Genomic DNA, 16,636 nt, shown 5'->3' with positions numbered 1-16,636 from the left:
TTAATCGGAAACCATAATGAATAAAATTTTCTTCATTTTACTTTTTGTTTTCAGCTGCAGTTTTTCAAATGCACAAGATTCTCTTGTTACTGAAGAACCGCCAAAAATGGCTTCGATAAAATATACCGAGAAAGATATCCAAATCGATTCGGCAACAGTTGAACCTAAAACTTTTGAAAAAAAATTCAAAGAACGCTACAAAGGCGAAGACTTTGTTTATGAAGTAAAACCACCAGAAAAAACCCTCTGGGATGATTTTCTAGAATGGCTTGCCCGCTTATTCAGTAAAATTTTCACTTTCAGCGATCATAAATCGTCAGTAAATTTTGTAGCGATTCTTTTTAAAGTATTGGCAGGTTTACTAGTTATTGTTGTTATTTTCTTGATTGTAAAAGCTTTAATCAATAAAGAAGGACAATGGATTTTTGGCAAAAATTCACAAAAAAAGAACATCTATTATTCTGATATAGAAAAGAATATTCATCTTTTGGATTTTGAAAAACTGATTGCAGAAAATATTCATTCTGGTGAAAAAAGAATTGCGATTCGATATTATTATTTGTGGCTGCTAAAAGTTATGGCACAAAATAATTACATCGAATGGGATATTGAAAAAACCAATTCGGATTATTTATATGAAATCAAAAGTCCGGTTCATAAAGAAGAATTCACTTATTTATCTTATTTGTACAATTACATTTGGTACGGTGAATTTGAAATTAATGAACCCATTTTCTTGAAAGCCGAAAACCGATTTAAAAAAGCGATAAAAACCTTTAACCATGGATAGATCTATAAAAATTTACCTAGGAGTTCTGGTTTTTATTTTTGGCTTGATTTTGCTTACTGGCAAAAAAGAGCCAAAACCAATTGACTGGCGACCTACTTTTTCTGTACACGACAAAATCCCGTACGGACTGTTTGTATTTAATCAAGAAATCAATAAGGTTTTAAAAAATCAGAAAGTTGAACGAATTTCAACCGTAACGCCTTACGAATATTTAGATTCAAAATACAATCCAGATACTTTAGTTGAAGATTACAGAATAAAAGGCACTTTTATGAATATTGCCAACAACGGCGATATTGACGAGCAATCTGTAAAAGAGCTTTTTTACTTTGTGTCGCGTGGGAATAGTGCGTTTTTAAGCATGCGAACTTTTCCACAAATTTTGTTAGACAGTTTAAATCTGACAGTTAAAAATGATTTGAAGCCTGTTCATAATACGACAATTTGGATGGCAAATCCAAAGGCTAGCAAGAAAAAATACATCTTTAAACAAGCTATTGAGGATTATTTTTCTAAAATTGATACGGCTGAAACTACTGTTTTGGGTTATCAAAGCACAGCAAAAAATGAAAAGCATATCAATTTTATAAAAGTCAATTACAACGGCGGTTCTTTTTATTTGCACACGCAACCTGCGGCTTTTACAAATTTTCATCTGCTACGAAATAATCACTATCAATATGTTGAAAATTTGTTGTCTCAGATTCCAAAAGGAGATGTTTTTTGGTACACAAAAGGACAAAACAACGAAACGGTTTCAGGTTCTCCGTTGCGCTATATTTTTAGTCAGCCAGCATTAAAATGGGCTTATTTGTTTGGAATATTTGGAATACTAATTTTCATTATTTTCAATGCCAAACGAAAACAACGCATTGTTCCGATCGTGAAGCCATTGGCAAATTTAACAGTTGATTTTACTAAAACAATCGGAAATTTATATTATCAAGAAGGTGATCACACGAATATTATCGACAAAAAAATCATTTTTTTCCTTGAAAAAATGCGAAACGAATATTTGATTGACACCACAAAGCTTGACGATGATTTTATTAAAAAACTGCAACACAAAACAGGAAAAAACATTGCCGACATTCAAGAGCTTGTCTTTTTGATTAATGAACATCGAAAAAGTTATCACGGTAGTCTTGAAGAAGATTTGATCCGAATTAATAATGCAATCGAAAAAGTTATACATTAGTATTTTTAACCGAAATTCACCATAAGAAAACATACCAAGACATGGACGAAAATAGCATCACAGAAAACGAAATCACAAACGAAAATGTGAATTTTGAAACCAGAATAAACTTAACGCCACTTTTAGAGCATGTAAATGCCATCAAAAAGGAAATAGAAACTGTAATCGTTGGGCAACATAAAATGGTCGACCAGCTTTTGGTTGCTATTTTGTCAAATGGCCATGTTTTGTTGGAAGGTGTTCCTGGAGTTGCCAAAACTATCACCGCAAAATTGCTAGCAAAAACGGTAAATATTGATTTTAGCAGAATTCAGTTTACACCAGATTTGATGCCGTCAGATATTTTAGGAACTTCAATTTTCAATTTAAAAAGTTCAGAATTTGAATTTAAAAAAGGACCTATTTTTTCTAATTTAATTTTAATTGACGAGATCAACCGTGCGCCGGCAAAAACACAAGCCGCTCTTTTTGAAGTTATGGAAGAGCGCCAAATTACAATTGACGGTTCGGCATACCAATTAGAGGCGCCATTTTTAGTAATCGCAACTCAAAACCCAATTGAGCAAGAAGGAACTTATCGCTTGCCAGAAGCGCAATTAGATCGTTTTTTATTTAAAATCGCAATTGATTATCCAAAATTAAATGAAGAAATCCTGATTATTCAGCGCGAGCATTTATTAGAAAATCATGGCAAATTAGAAGCTATAAAAGCGGTGCTTTCTGCTGCAGAAATCAAAGAATATCAAGCCTTGATAAAACAAATCAGAGTAGAACAAAATCTATTGGAATACATTGCCCGAATTGTAGTGAATACAAGAGAAAATGCCTTTTTATATTTAGGTGCTTCTCCTCGTGCTTCAATCGCTATTTTGAATGCCGCTAAAGGTTTTGCTGCCATCCGCGGACGTGACTTTGTTACTCCAGAAGATATCAAAGAAGCCGCTATTCCGGTTTTACAACATCGTGTAATCGTAGCGCCAGAAAGAGAAATGGAAGGAATTACAAGTTCTGAAATTATCAAGCAAATTATTGAAACCGTCGAGATTCCTAGATAATTGTGAATTGTTAATCGTAAAATGTGAGATGGCTTCGACTTCGCTCTGCCTGACAACGTATAACTTAAAATTCGAAAAATTTGCTCAAAATGCATGTCACTCTGAGCGAAGTCGAAGGACACAAAGATGGTCTTCAACTCCGCTCAATCTGACAAACTTGAAACCTGAAATTTTAAAAAACTTGAACCAAAACAAATGAAGTTTATAAAAAGTCTATATCTCAACAACTTCTTTTTCTATGTGCTAACGGGCATAATAGGACTGTTTGTTTGTGCTTTTATTTTTCCGAATATTTATAATGCGGTTTGGTTTGGAGTTTTGGTTTTGATCACATTTTTGGCTCTTGATATTTTACTTTTATATTTGACCAGAACAGGATTTGAGGCAGATCGAATTACTCCTGAAAAATTATCAAATGGAGATTTAAATCCGATAAATTTGATTCTGAAAAATCATTATACGTTTCCAGTTTCGGTAAAAATAATTGATGAGATTCCGTTTCAATTTCAAGTTCGTGATTTTAAAATTATCAAAACTGTAAAAGCTTCCCAACAAAAAGAAATCAGTTATGACTTGCGCCCGACAGAACGTAGCGAATATTTTTTTGGATATTTAAACATTTATGTTTCTTCACCTTTGCGATTAATTTCGAGAAGATTTACGTTTAATAACGATCAAATGGTTCCAACGTATCCTTCTTACATCCAATTAAGAAAATACGATTTGTTGGCTTTTTCAAACAATTTATATCAATACGGAATCAAGAAAATCCGCCGAATTGGCCACACAATGGAATTTGAGCAAATTAAAGAATATGTTCAAGGCGATGATTTGCGAACGCTGAACTGGAAAGCAACTGCAAAGAAAAATGCTTTGATGGTCAATCAATTTCAGGACGAAAAATCGCAATCGGTTTATATGGCGATTGACAAAGGACGCGTAATGCAAATGCCTTTTGATGGTTTAAGTTTACTCGATTATGCCATCAATTCGACTTTGGTTTTATCTAATGTGATTCTGAAAAAACAAGACAAAGCTGGACTTTTTTCTTTCTCTAAAAAAGTAGAAAATAGAGTTTTTGCAGAAAAAAGAGGTTCGCAAATGCAAAAAATCCTTGAATCTTTGTACAACATCAAAACCGATTTTTTCGAAAGCGATTATAGTCGATTGTATGTAGATATCAAGAAAAACATCAATCAAAGAAGTTTGATTATTTTATATACCAATTTCGAAACAATGGATGGTTTAAACCGCCAATTGCCTTATTTGAAAGGAATTGCAAAAAACCATCTTTTAGTTGTTGTCTTTTTCCAAAATACCGAACTAAATTCGATCATCAACAAAAAAACCGATACGATTCAAGAAGTTTACGACAAAATAATCGCTGAAAAATTCATGTTTGAAAAACGATTAATTGTCAATGAATTAAAGAAATACGGAATCCATTCGGTTTTAACGCAGCCAGAAAACTTAACTCTCGATGCTATTAATAAGTATTTGGAAATTAAAGCGAGAGGGATTTTGTAGAAGCTGTAAAACGTTATTTGTAAAAAATAAAATGATATTATGAAAAAAGCATTCCTTCTTATTTTTACATTTTTGATGTCATATTCTTATGGTCAAGAGAGCAAAATTGAAATGATTTCTAAATTAGACATGCCTCCTATGGGATCGCGAGAATTTATTTTAGAAGCTTTTCAGGGAATAGAAAAAATTGATTTAACTTTTACAAATTCTGAAAAATTAATCGGAAAGAATTATAAGATTGTAATCCGAAAATACAAAAAAGGAAAACTTGAAATTGAAAAAGTTGCTAGAGATACCAAAAAAAATGAAAATCCAAAAATTGGCAAAGATTTTAAATTTTCAATTGTTGCTCAACAACTTCTAAGCAATGAAAAAATCACATTTGCGTTTTCAAATTCTTATAACAAAAATATTTTTGATGTAAATAAAAAGTACAAAGACAATACATTTTCTCTTCGTGAGATTTCTGATCAAAAACCAATCGAAATTCAAATTGGAAAAGAATTTCAAATTGCTTTAATTACTCCTCCAAATGATAATGAAGAAAAAGGCGCACTTGGATATTGTGAAGTTACCAAAGGATACATAGACATTGAAAAATGGTACAAACAATATGAATTAGATGAATTTTTCCTGATTTTCTTAACTATTGAAGATTAACGAAATCTTTATGTTTAGAAAATGAAAAAAGAGTAATCCTAAGATATATAGTTCGTAAATTAGATTCCAGAATATTGAAAAAACATTGAACCTTTGTAACTCAAAAAAAATGAAAAAAGTATCTTTAATTCTACTCTTTTTAGCAGGATTTTCAGCTTCAGCCCAAAAAACAGAAAACATTATCATCATCACAACAGACGGCTTTAGATGGCAGGAAGTTTTTAAAGGTGTAGATCAGGCAATTGCAAATGACAAAAAATTCAATCAAGGCGACAGCGCTTACATTTATAAAAAATATGCTAATTCTGATTTTAAAGTTTCACGAAAAAATCTAATGCCATTTTTCTGGTCGGAAATTGCTTCGAAAGGGCAAATTTATGGCAATCGAGAGCTTGGAAATAAAGTTGATGTTGCCAATCCGTATTGGTTTAGTTATCCTGGATATAGCGAAATTATGACCGGAAATGTTGATGTAGCTGTAAATTCAAACGGTTATAAGGCAAATCCGAATGTAAATGTTTTAGAGTTTTTGAACAAGCAACCAAAACTTAAAGGAAAAGTTGCAGCATTTGGCGCATGGGACGCTTTTGACCGAATTTTAAACGAAGAAAGAAGCGGATTTCCAGTAATTTCTGCATTTGACAAAGTTGGCGGAAACAAACCGACTGCATCTCAAAAATTATTAAATGAAATGCGTGACAACTCCTATAAGCCATTTCATGAAGATGAATGTCTTGATGTTTTTACACATTATCAAGCAATGGATGAGCTTAAAACAAAAAAGCCAAAAGTACTTTATATTGCTTACGGAGAAACCGATGAATGGGCGCATCATGGCCAATATCGTTCGTACTTGGACGCCGCAAACCAAGTAGACAAATGGATTCAAGAAATATGGAATTTTGTGCAAAATGATCCGCAGTACAAAAACAAAACCACTTTATTTATAACCGTTGATCACGGCCGTGGCGACAAAGTAAAAAAACAATGGACAGATCACGGTTCTGATGTTGAAGGCGCATCGCAAATTTGGTTTGCTGCAATGGGGCCAGAAATTTCTCCAAAAGGTGAAATCAAAACGGAATCACAGTTATTTCAAAAACAATTTGCACAAACATTAGCAAAAATTCTAGGTTACAACTTCACAACAGATCATCCAGTTAATGAAGAGATAAAAGAAGTTTTTGAGAAATAGTTTTTTCCGCCACGAATTACACGAATTACATTAATTTAAATTTGTGGAAATTAGTGTAATTCGTGGCAAACATTAAACAACTTTTTTGAAAAAACTCTGTACCTTTGCTTCTTTGCAACCTTGAGCCTTTAAAAAATGAAACAAATCACTTCAGTTCAAAATCCGTTTATCAAATCTTTGGTTTTACTTCAAGAAAAATCGAAGGCTAGAAAACAAACCGGAACATTTTTAATTGAAGGTTTACGTGAAATTTCGCTAGCCATAAAAGGCGGTTATGAAATTGAAACCGTTTTATTTTTACCTGAATTGGTTTCTGAATCAGAAATCAACAAGCTAATTTCTTCTCCGTTTCAAATCATAGAAATCAACAAAGAAGTTTATCAAAAACTGGCTTATCGTGATACAACGGAAGGTATTTTGGCTGTAGCCAAAACTAAATCCCTTAAATTATCCGATTTAGAACTATCTGAAAATCCATTGATTTTAGTTGTAGAATCTTTAGAAAAACCAGGAAATATTGGAGCTGTTTTGCGAACAGCAGATGCTGCTAAATTGGACGCCGTTTTAATTGCCAATCCTAAAAGCGACTTATACAACCCGAATATTGTCCGTTCTAGTGTTGGGTGTCTTTTTACCAATCAAATTGCAACTGGAACCACCACAGAAATCATTTCTTTTTTGAAAGAAAGAAAAATCAATTTCTACAGTGCGACGTTGCAAAACTCAACTTCGTATCATACTCAAAACTTTACTATCCCAACTGCTTTGGTTGTTGGAACCGAAGCAACTGGCTTAACGCAAGAATGGCGTGATGCTGCCACCCAAAATATCATCATCCCGATGCAAGGCGAAATAGACAGCATGAATGTTTCTGTCGCTGCAGCAATTTTAATTTTTGAAGCGAAAAGACAGAGAGGGTTTTAGATTTTAGATTTTCAAAAAATCGCTTCGCTCTTTTTTGGATCAGATCTTTTTCAATGTCAGGCTGAGCGAAGTCGAAGCCAAATTCTTTCATGAAAAAATCTAAAATCTGAGATCTAAAATCTACAATTGAAAAGCCTTGCGTATATTCAAACTAATGCGTATTTTTAGTACTTGAATATGCCGTTATGATAGAAATAGATATTGAGAAAGAAAACAAAGCAATTGCGCAGGAATACAAGGAATTACTTCGAATAAGTTACCAAACTTTAACCCCAGCCGATAAAAAACTAATTCGGAAAGCATTTGATGTTGCTGTCGATGCTCACAAAGAACAAAGACGCAAATCTGGCGAAGCGTATATCTTTCATCCTATTGCAGTTGCAAAAATTGTTGCCTCAGAAATTGGTCTGGGAGCGACCTCTATTGCCGCGGCCTTACTGCACGATGTTGTCGAAGATACACCAATGACAGTTGAAGAAATTGAGCGATTATTTAACCCAAAAGTCGCACAGCTGGTTGAAGGTTTGACTAAGATTTCATTGGTTCAAAAAGACTTGAATGCTTCAATGCAAGCCGAGAATTTTAGAAAAATGATCCTCACATTGAATGATGATGTACGTGTAATCTTGATCAAATTGGCTGATCGTCTTCATAATATGCAAACCATGGATTCGATGGCGGAGTACAAACAAACCAAAATCGCATCAGAAACACTTTATATTTATGCTCCTCTAGCCCATCGTTTGGGACTTTACAACATTAAAACCAAACTAGAAGATTTAGGATTAAAATATACTGAACCAGCTATTTACAATGACATTGTAAGCAAAATCAGAGAAACAAAAGAAGAGCAAGATGCTTACATCAAAGATATTTCGGATGTTTTGAAAAAATCTCTTGATGCTGAAAATATCGATTACATCATAAAAGGACGTCCGAAATCTATTTATTCGATTCGCCGAAAAATGCGTGCTCAAAATGTGAGTTTTGACGAAGTGTACGACAAATTCGCACTCAGAATTGTTTACAAGTCTGATTCTCACGATGAAAAATTCATTGCTTGGAAAATCTACTCCATTGTAACTGATCATTATAGACCGAGTCCGAGCCGTTTGCGTGACTGGATTTCATCTCCAAAATCAACTGGTTATGAAGCACTTCACATCACAGTAATGGGCCCAAAAGGACGCTGGGTCGAAGTTCAGGTTCGAAGCGAGCGTATGGATGAAATTGCCGAAAAAGGTTATGCAGCACATTATAAATACAAAAACGGAGCAACCGAAGAAAGCGGATTAGATACTTGGTTGAATTTGCTTCGCGAAGCTTTGGAAAATCCTGAAACCAATGCGGTTGATTTTGTGGAAGATTTCAAAATGAATTTGTATTCGAAAGAAATCTTCGTCTTTACGCCGAAAGGAGAAATAAAATCGCTTCCAAAAGGTGCCACTTCACTTGATTTCGCTTTCAGCATTCATTCTGAAATTGGAATCAAAACCAGAGGAACGCGTGTAAACGGACGATTAGTCCCGCTAAATCACGAATTAAAAAGTGGTGATCAAGTTGAAGTAATTACATCGGCAAGCCAGAAACCAACGGTGAACTGGTTGGAATATGTAACGACTTCACGCGCCAAAAATAAAATCAAAAACGTTCTCAACGAGAATACTAAAAAAATCGGCGAAGAAGGAAAAGAACTTCTTACCAGAAAATTAAAACACTTAAAAATTACGCTTAACGAGCAAGTTACAAACGAGCTTGTTAACTTCTTTAAGCTAAAAACAAGTTTAGATTTATTTTACAGAGTTGGAATTGGTGCAATCGAAAATCAGCAATTAAAAGATTACGCAGCACAAAAAAGTAATTCGTTCATCAATTTCTTTAAAAATAAAATCAAAAGAAATAAAGATACCGCAGACGAAGATATTCACAAACCAGTCATCAGCAGCAATTACGATATGCTGGTTTTTGGAACTGAACATGATAAACTGGATTATAAGCTTTCGCAATGTTGCAACCCTATTCCAGGCGATGATGTTTTTGGTTTTGTAACGATTAACGAAGGAATAAAAGTCCACAAAAAAGATTGTCCGAACGCAATTGGAATGCAGTCCAATTATGCGTACCGAATCATGAGCGCCAAATGGATTGATTCATCCCAGGAAGAATTCAAAGCCATTATCAATATTACCGGAATGGATGTTTTAGGGCTTACGAATCAATTAACACGAGTAATTTCGAACAATATGAACGTGAATATTCAAAGTATTTCATTGAGTACCGATGCTGGAATTTTTCATGGACAGGTTGCCGTAATTGTTAAAAACAATACTATTTTGAAAAAAATGATTAATGCCATTAAAAAAATTGATGGTGTTGACAAAGTAACGAGAGAATATAGAACATAATTAAGTCGAAAGTTTAAAGTCTTAAAGTCAAAAGAAATACAATATCATAACTACTTAAATAAAGTTTTTTATGGAAGATGAAATCTTAGAAATTCCTGAAATAAAGTTTGATAAAAACGGAGAACTTATCATTGTCGCTTCGCAATCTTCTTCAAAAGATGATTTTGATTTTTTTCAGGGAAAATCTTTCATTCGAAATAAAAAATTAAAACAAAGACTGGTAAACTGTAGCGAATGGATTGAATTTCCATCGACTCAGGAAATGTATAAAATTCTTAACGGAATTGGGAATATTGATAATTTTCTAGCCACTTTTGATGGAGAACCTTTTGAAGGAATGACGGTTAGATTATTTAATCCAAAAACCAAATTGTGGAGCATTTATTGGTCAGATTCAAATACAGGTGTTTTAGACCAACCCGTTGTGGGCTCATTTGAAAACCAAGTTGGGCATTTTTTTTCAAAAGATGTTTATGAAGGAAAAAATGTACTTCAGGTTTTTCGTTGGGATGCAAGAGCAAGATAATCCAATCTGGAGCCAGGCAATGTCTGATGACAACGGAAAAAACTGGGAATGGAATTGGTATATGTACATGACAAAAAGCAAATAGGAATTTGTTAATTTTATTGTAATTAAAAATATTTATGTTAATTAAGTTTTTTTAGATTCTCCAAAACATACGACTGTTAAACCTTGTAATTATTGCATTTTTACTGCTTTGATGTGATTTTGGACGTTAAACTTTAAAGCCGAAACTTTTATTGATTAAAAATAAAAAATTATCTTTGCCGGATATGACACTTATTTCAACTGACAACACTAAGAATCAAGAAATTGTAAAAAATGTTTTTACAATGTATCTTGAGCAAAAAGGGCATCGCAAAACTCCTGAGCGTTATGCTATACTTCAGGAAATTTACGATAGCGAAGAACATTTTGATATTGAAAATCTTTATATTAAAATGAAAAACAAAAACTATCGTGTGAGTAGAGCTACTTTATACAACACGATTGAGTTATTGTTAGACTGCGCTTTGGTTAGAAAACACCAATTTGGACAAAATCAGGCTTATTACGAAAAGTCGTATTTCGACAAACAGCACGATCACATCATCATGACTGATTCTGGCGAAGTAATTGAATTTTGTGATCCAAGGATTCAAACCATCAAAAAAACAATCGAAGAAATATTTGATATTGAGATTACCAATCACTCACTTTATTTCTACGGAAACAAAAAGGAAAAACAATAATCCAGAAAGGAATTATTCAAAAAATAAAAAAAAGAAAATTAACTACATTAATCAGTAGGACGACTTAGATTGTCCCAACGCAAATTAAAACAGAATGACCGTAGATTTATTACTAGGCTTACAATGGGGAGATGAAGGTAAAGGAAAAATTGTTGACGTACTTACCTCAAATTATGATATTATTGCACGTTTTCAAGGAGGACCAAATGCAGGACATACATTAGAATTTGACGGAATTAAACACGTACTTAGAACTATTCCTTCTGGAATTTTTCATAAAAACTCAGTAAATATCATCGGAAATGGTGTTGTAATTGATCCTGTAGTTTTTCAAAAAGAAATTGAAGGTTTGGAAAAATTCAACCTTGATATCAAAAGCAAATTAATCATTTCTAGAAAAGCGCACTTAATTTTGCCAACGCACCGTTTGCTTGATGCAGCTTCTGAAGCTTCAAAAGGAAAAGCAAAAATTGGTTCTACTCTTAAAGGAATTGGACCAACTTATATGGACAAAACGGGAAGAAATGGTTTACGCGTTGGAGATATCGAATTAGAAGATTTCAAAGATCGTTACAGAGCCTTGGCTGACAAACACGAAGCTATGATCGCTTTTTACGATGTTAATATTCAATATAATTTAGCAGAACTTGAAAAAGAATTCTTTGAAGCTATCGAAGAATTGAAAAAATTAGATTTCATTGACAGTGAAGAATACATGCACCAAGCTCAAAAAGCGGGTAAATCTATTCTTTGCGAAGGAGCTCAAGGATCTTTATTAGATGTTGATTTCGGAACTTATCCTTTCGTAACTTCATCAAATACTACTGCTGCTGGAGCTTGTACTGGTTTAGGAATTGCTCCTAACAAAATCAAAGAAGTTTACGGAATTTTCAAAGCTTATGTTACACGTGTAGGTAGCGGACCTTTCCCAACTGAACTTTTTGACGAAGTTGGTGCTACAATGGCAAAAGTAGGTAACGAATTTGGTTCTGTAACAGGAAGACAAAGACGTTGCGGATGGTTAGATTTAGTAGCTTTAAAATATGCCGTTCAAGTTAACGGTGTAACACAATTGATGATGATGAAAGGTGACGTACTTTCTGGTTTTGAAACTTTGAAAGTTTGTACAGAATACAACTATAAAGGCCAAAACATTTCTCATTTCCCATACAACATCGAGCCAGAAAATGTTACTCCTGTTTACAAAGAATTTAAAGGTTGGAAACAAGATTTAACGGGTTTGACAACTTACGATCAATTGCCAATTGAGCTAAAAGAATATATTGAGTTTATTGAGAAAGAAATCGAAGTGCCAATCAAAATTGTATCGGTTGGACCAGACAGAAAACAAACAATAACAAAATAATACACTTAAACGCTCTGATAATCAGAGCGTTTTTTTATGCAAAATTATTCGCCACATGAAAAATCCAGAAATCAAAATTACAGAAACAAAGTTATTATCAGACAATTGGTACATTTTAAACAAAGTTACCTTTACGTATCAAAAAGAAAATGCCGCACTTCAAACGCATACTCGCGAAGTTTATGACCGTGGAAATGGCGCTGGAATTTTATTATATAATTCGGCAAAAAAAACAGTTATTTTAACGCGTCAGTTTCGTTTGCCAAGTTTTCTTAACGGAAACAAAACCGGAATGATGATTGAAGTTTGCGCAGGACTTTTAGACCAAGATAATCCTGAGCAAGCAATTATTCGCGAAACCGAAGAAGAAACGGGATATCGCATTTCTAAAGTTCAAAAAGTTTTTGAAACTTATATGTCTCCGGGCGCTGTAACTGAAATTTTATATCTTTTTGTTGGAGAATACAATGAAAGCATGAAGGTTAGCGAAGGTGGCGGACTAGATTCAGAACAGGAAAATATCGAAGTTTTAGAATATACTTTTGATGAAGCTTATACCATGATTGAATCGGGTGAGATTTCTGATGCTAAAACTATTATATTGTTGCAACATGCTAAAATAAAAGGGCTTATATAACATTTCAAAAGTTTTTTTTTTAATTTTAAAAGAAAAAAGAAAAATTGGCAAATAAATTCTCTTATACAATTACTATAAGCAATAATAAATCAGAAAATGAAGCACTTGAATTTTTAGTGGCTTCAAATTCAAATTTCATAAAACCTGATAAAGAAAGTAGAAAGTTATTATTAGAATTGCTAGGAATAGATAAAAAATATTCAAGAGCATTCGATTTAATTTTAATTCCTGGACATACAAATCTTGAAAAAATAATAGAAATAAGAAATCTTGAAGATATCACTCTTATTGAATTAAAAACAACCAAGAAAAAATTAACTAACTTACCTTTTGGATTTTTCTTTGGGGCAACAGAAAGCGAATTCTCATTAGCCACTCAACTTGGTTCTAAATATAAATTTTGTTTCATTTCCTTGCATTCAGAATCTTCAAATTATGTTTTACTTACACTTGAGGAACTAAATAAAATTATTAAGACAAAAAGGATACAATATCAAATAAATCTTTAACGAATGAAAATCCCGAAATTCAAGAAATTATGTAAGTACTTTTCCTAATAGATTTATAACTTTATTTCATAAAAATATAACCCATGAAAAAGTTATATTATTCAGCAAATGCCTTACTTATAGTGTATATGAATTAGCAAACTAAAATTAAATTTCAGTTTTCTATTGTAAATCTGGATCAGGATGTACCAAAAAAATCAAATTCAATTTTTTGGAATAATTCCAGATTATGAAACCAAACAGACTTTTAAAGATTTTATGCAGAAAAGAATGCTCAATTGGACTATATTATAAAAATAATTGACCAGAAATAAAATTTTAAGCAAATACTAAAACATTACAAATAGCTAATTTAGAAACATTATTTATTTCAACCAAACAACTGATTATCAGTTAATTTAATTTCAAAATAAACAGAATTTTAATTAATTTTATAAGAAGAATAATAACCAAAAAATAAAATAATTATGTCTGATCAAGTACAATTAGTTCCGAATGATTCACTGATTACCAATACTCCAGAAGAAGGTCGTCAGCTAGCCGTAAAAATGGCGCGCTTAATCATAAAAATCACGCAACCAGATGCTGCAATTAGAGAAAAATTACGACCGATTTATGCTGAAGATGCCGCAATGCTTATTGCTGTAGGGCAAACTGTAGCAACTGAATTTGCCACTATTGCCGCTGCCAATAATTACTGGAGGAAATAACGTTTTTCAAATAACAAAAATCTTATTCTTTTGATATTAAAATGAGAATCCCGAAACCAATTCTAAAAATTATGTAAAGCATTTTTCCTGATTGATTTATAACTTTATTTTCATAAAAACAAGACCTATGAAAAAGTTATATTATACAGCAAATGCCCTACTTATATTGATGTTGGTTTTATTAGGTTCTTGCAAAAAAAGCGAAACTGTAAATCTAACGGAGAATAAAAAAACGACAAAAAAAATCGAATATAAGAAACCCGAATCAGCTGTTTCTTATCAAATTCAAAATACCAAAGAATGGCTAAAAGCCAACGAAGCCGACAGCAACAAAATGGACATCGTTTATGCTTTAAACAGAACGGATAAAGCTAATTTCAAAAAACTGGATTCCGTTGTGATTCCGGCAGATTTTACTGGTGATTTGGTGTTTTATATGCCTTTTCCACTTCATGTTTCGGCTTTAGAAAAGGTGTCAAAAATCATTATTTTCTCCTATCCTACTCAAGCTTTTGCTGCTTATGAAAGTGGCGAATTGGTTCATACCGGTCCAACAAACATGGGAAGAAAAAAAGATCCTACTCCAACCGGATTATTTTTTACCAATTGGAAAGCCGAACAAACCACAAGCACTTTCAATGACGAATGGGATTTGAAATGGAATTTCAACATCGAAAACAAACTTGGCGTTGGTTTTCACCAATATGAATTACCGGGTTATCCGGCGTCGCATTCTTGTTTAAGACTTCAGGAAAAAGATGCCAAATACCTTTACAAATTTGCCGATGAATGGATTTTGAAAGACAGAGAAAACGTAAAAGTAAAAGGAACTCCAGTCATAGTTTTTGGAAGTTATAATTTTGATGGAACAAAACCTTGGCTACAACTAGCTACTGACCCGAAAGCTTTGAATATTTCAGAATCAGAAATTGAGAACCAAACAAAACCGTTTCTACAAGAAATATTAGACAATCAAAAACTTAGAGAAGCAGAACAAACAGAAACACTTTAAAAAAATATATTTCTCACATCAAAAGGTCGCAAAATTATGCGGCCTTTTTTATTTCGATTGCAGTCTTTTCTTCACATCATTTTTAACATATTTCCGTCTGTCTCAGGAAGCACTTCTTATATTTTTTTATATAAATGAATAAACATTCATTTATTATTGTATCTTTGTATCGAATTCTTGAACTTGATTACGTTCCAGAAATTTTAAATACAAATCAACTTAAATAGACAAATGAAAACTTCACTTATAGAAAATAAAAAAATTGCCATTATTGGCGGAGGACCAGTCGGACTTACAACTGCACGAATTTTACAGGTCAATGGCGCGGATGTAAAAGTTTATGAAAGAGATCTTAATGAATTTGCACGCACATCGGGCGGAACGCTCGACATTCATTCTGATTCTGGACAATACGCAATTCAGAAAGCAGAATTAATGGAAGAATTCTACAAATATGCGCGTCCAACTGGCGAAAAAATAGCTGATATGCATGGAAATATAACTTCTGATGAAATGCCAGATGAAACAAATGCTTTTTCGCGTCCAGAAATTGATCGAAATGATTTAAGAAAAATCATGCTGGAAAATCTTAAAGAGAATACAGTAATTTGGGACAGCCAATTAGTCAATATCGATAAATCTGAAAATCAATATATTTTAGAATTTAAAAATGGCACAACAACGACTGCCGATTTTGTAATTGTTGCCAATGGTGGACGTTCAAATGCGAGAAAATTTGTCAGTGATCAAGAACCTCAACTTTCTGGAACGTATATTATTCAAGGCGAAATTTCAAATCCAGATCAAGATTATCCAGAATTCAAACCGAAATACGGAAACGGAAATGTCATGGCAATGGGCGAACAAAAAATGTTCTACACACATACTATGGGTGATGGTTCTTTGCATTTTGGGGTTTCTTTTAAAGCAGATGAAGATTGGGTTTTAAACCACGGAATCAATTTTGAAAATGACGAAGCCGTGATTTCTTTTTTAAACGAAAAATTTAAAAATTGGAACGATGATTACAAAAAATTCTTTGCTGTTTCTACTGAATTTTCAGGATTGCCTTTGCGATTATTTTCTTTGGAACAACCTTGGAAATCGCATACAAATATCACATTAGTTGGAGATGCCGCGCACTTAATGCCACCGTTTGCTGGCGAAGGCGTAAATATGGGATTATACGATGCTTTTCATTTAACCGAAAATCTAACTAACGGAAAATTTGAAACAATCGATGAAGCTATCGCTGATTATGAGCAAAAAATGTTTGGTTACGCTTTAGAAGCCCAAAGAATGACTAAAAAAATGGAAGATTTATTGCATTCTGACATAACTGCCGAAGATATTTTAAGCAGTAGAGTTGAGTAAAGGTTTAATTTCTTACCTTC

Annotated in this window: 16 protein-coding genes; all 16 read left to right on the top strand. The window is 33.0% G+C overall.

Annotated features, from left to right (window positions below; genetic code table 11):
- Nucleotides 1–16 precede the first annotated feature (16 nt).
- Entirely contained in the window at nt 17–790 is a 774-nt protein-coding gene (locus SCB73_RS12760; protein ID WP_320566606.1) for a glycosyltransferase family protein, read from the top strand.
- A complete protein-coding gene (locus SCB73_RS12755; protein ID WP_320566605.1) occupies nt 783–1,988 on the top strand; it encodes a DUF4350 domain-containing protein in 1,206 nt (401 codons plus the stop codon). The genes SCB73_RS12760 and SCB73_RS12755 overlap by 8 nt, the downstream gene beginning before the upstream one ends.
- A 41-nt stretch (nt 1,989–2,029) precedes the next feature.
- Nucleotides 2,030–3,043, top strand: coding sequence for an AAA family ATPase (locus tag SCB73_RS12750; protein ID WP_320566604.1), 1,014 nt, complete (start codon nt 2,030–2,032; stop codon nt 3,041–3,043).
- 195 nt (nt 3,044–3,238) lie between these two features.
- Nucleotides 3,239–4,570 (top strand): DUF58 domain-containing protein, encoded by a 1,332-nt coding sequence (locus tag SCB73_RS12745; RefSeq protein WP_320566603.1) that lies wholly within the window; start codon nt 3,239–3,241, stop codon nt 4,568–4,570.
- A gap of 39 nt (nt 4,571–4,609) precedes the next feature.
- Nucleotides 4,610–5,230, top strand: a complete 621-nt coding sequence (locus SCB73_RS12740; protein WP_320566602.1) for a hypothetical protein — start codon at nt 4,610–4,612, stop codon at nt 5,228–5,230.
- A 109-nt stretch (nt 5,231–5,339) separates the two neighbouring features.
- Complete coding sequence (locus tag SCB73_RS12735) at nt 5,340–6,425, top strand: phosphoglyceromutase (protein WP_320566601.1); 1,086 nt, start codon at nt 5,340–5,342, stop codon at nt 6,423–6,425.
- Nucleotides 6,426–6,560: 135 nt separating this feature from the next.
- Nucleotides 6,561–7,349: a TrmH family RNA methyltransferase gene (locus SCB73_RS12730; RefSeq protein ID WP_320566600.1), complete on the top strand. Its 789-nt coding sequence runs from the start codon at nt 6,561–6,563 to the stop codon at nt 7,347–7,349.
- 185 nt (nt 7,350–7,534) lie between these two features.
- Entirely contained in the window at nt 7,535–9,754 is a 2,220-nt protein-coding gene (locus SCB73_RS12725; RefSeq protein WP_132988551.1) for a RelA/SpoT family protein, read from the top strand.
- Between the two features lie 70 nt (nt 9,755–9,824).
- Nucleotides 9,825–10,280, top strand: coding sequence for a hypothetical protein (locus SCB73_RS12720; RefSeq protein WP_320566599.1), 456 nt, complete (start codon nt 9,825–9,827; stop codon nt 10,278–10,280).
- A gap of 269 nt (nt 10,281–10,549) precedes the next feature.
- Nucleotides 10,550–11,008, top strand: coding sequence for a Fur family transcriptional regulator (locus tag SCB73_RS12715; RefSeq protein WP_057119866.1), 459 nt, complete (start codon nt 10,550–10,552; stop codon nt 11,006–11,008).
- 94 nt (nt 11,009–11,102) lie between these two features.
- Entirely contained in the window at nt 11,103–12,374 is a 1,272-nt protein-coding gene (locus tag SCB73_RS12710) for an adenylosuccinate synthase (RefSeq protein ID WP_132988549.1), read from the top strand.
- Between the two features lie 55 nt (nt 12,375–12,429).
- Nucleotides 12,430–13,011 carry an NUDIX domain-containing protein gene (locus SCB73_RS12705; protein WP_320566598.1) on the top strand — a complete coding sequence of 194 codons (582 nt, stop codon included), beginning with the start codon at nt 12,430–12,432 and terminating at the stop codon, nt 13,009–13,011.
- A gap of 44 nt (nt 13,012–13,055) precedes the next feature.
- A complete protein-coding gene (locus tag SCB73_RS12700) occupies nt 13,056–13,520 on the top strand; it encodes a hypothetical protein (RefSeq protein ID WP_320566597.1) in 465 nt (154 codons plus the stop codon).
- Nucleotides 13,521–13,987: 467 nt separating this feature from the next.
- Nucleotides 13,988–14,230, top strand: a complete 243-nt coding sequence (locus tag SCB73_RS12695) for a hexameric tyrosine-coordinated heme protein (RefSeq protein WP_320566596.1) — start codon at nt 13,988–13,990, stop codon at nt 14,228–14,230.
- A gap of 127 nt (nt 14,231–14,357) precedes the next feature.
- On the top strand, nt 14,358–15,242 hold the full coding sequence (locus tag SCB73_RS12690; RefSeq protein WP_320566595.1) for a L,D-transpeptidase: 885 nt from the start codon (nt 14,358–14,360) through the stop codon (nt 15,240–15,242).
- A 231-nt stretch (nt 15,243–15,473) separates the two neighbouring features.
- Entirely contained in the window at nt 15,474–16,616 is a 1,143-nt protein-coding gene (locus SCB73_RS12685) for an FAD-dependent oxidoreductase (RefSeq protein ID WP_320566594.1), read from the top strand.
- Nucleotides 16,617–16,636 lie beyond the last annotated feature (20 nt).

Origin of the sequence: Flavobacterium sp. KACC 22761 (genome assembly GCF_034058155.1) — a bacterium.
Lineage (GTDB): Bacteria > Bacteroidota > Bacteroidia > Flavobacteriales > Flavobacteriaceae > Flavobacterium.
This window is presented reverse-complemented; position numbering and strand designations above follow the sequence as displayed.

Bases quoted from the DNA above. Each gene is read 5' to 3' on its own strand.
- SCB73_RS12760 (WP_320566606.1), top strand. From the start codon at position 17: ATGAATAAAATTTTCTTCATTTTACTTTTTGTTTTCAGCTGCAGTTTT.
- SCB73_RS12755 (WP_320566605.1), top strand. From the start codon at position 783: ATGGATAGATCTATAAAAATTTACCTAGGAGTTCTGGTTTTTATTTTT.
- SCB73_RS12750 (WP_320566604.1), top strand. From the start codon at position 2,030: ATGGACGAAAATAGCATCACAGAAAACGAAATCACAAACGAAAATGTG.
- SCB73_RS12745 (WP_320566603.1), top strand. From the start codon at position 3,239: ATGAAGTTTATAAAAAGTCTATATCTCAACAACTTCTTTTTCTATGTG.
- SCB73_RS12740 (WP_320566602.1), top strand. From the start codon at position 4,610: ATGAAAAAAGCATTCCTTCTTATTTTTACATTTTTGATGTCATATTCT.
- SCB73_RS12735 (WP_320566601.1), top strand. From the start codon at position 5,340: ATGAAAAAAGTATCTTTAATTCTACTCTTTTTAGCAGGATTTTCAGCT.
- SCB73_RS12730 (WP_320566600.1), top strand. From the start codon at position 6,561: ATGAAACAAATCACTTCAGTTCAAAATCCGTTTATCAAATCTTTGGTT.
- SCB73_RS12725 (WP_132988551.1), top strand. From the start codon at position 7,535: ATGATAGAAATAGATATTGAGAAAGAAAACAAAGCAATTGCGCAGGAA.
- SCB73_RS12720 (WP_320566599.1), top strand. From the start codon at position 9,825: ATGGAAGATGAAATCTTAGAAATTCCTGAAATAAAGTTTGATAAAAAC.
- SCB73_RS12715 (WP_057119866.1), top strand. From the start codon at position 10,550: ATGACACTTATTTCAACTGACAACACTAAGAATCAAGAAATTGTAAAA.
- SCB73_RS12710 (WP_132988549.1), top strand. From the start codon at position 11,103: ATGACCGTAGATTTATTACTAGGCTTACAATGGGGAGATGAAGGTAAA.
- SCB73_RS12705 (WP_320566598.1), top strand. From the start codon at position 12,430: ATGAAAAATCCAGAAATCAAAATTACAGAAACAAAGTTATTATCAGAC.
- SCB73_RS12695 (WP_320566596.1), top strand. From the start codon at position 13,988: ATGTCTGATCAAGTACAATTAGTTCCGAATGATTCACTGATTACCAAT.
- SCB73_RS12690 (WP_320566595.1), top strand. From the start codon at position 14,358: ATGAAAAAGTTATATTATACAGCAAATGCCCTACTTATATTGATGTTG.
- SCB73_RS12685 (WP_320566594.1), top strand. From the start codon at position 15,474: ATGAAAACTTCACTTATAGAAAATAAAAAAATTGCCATTATTGGCGGA.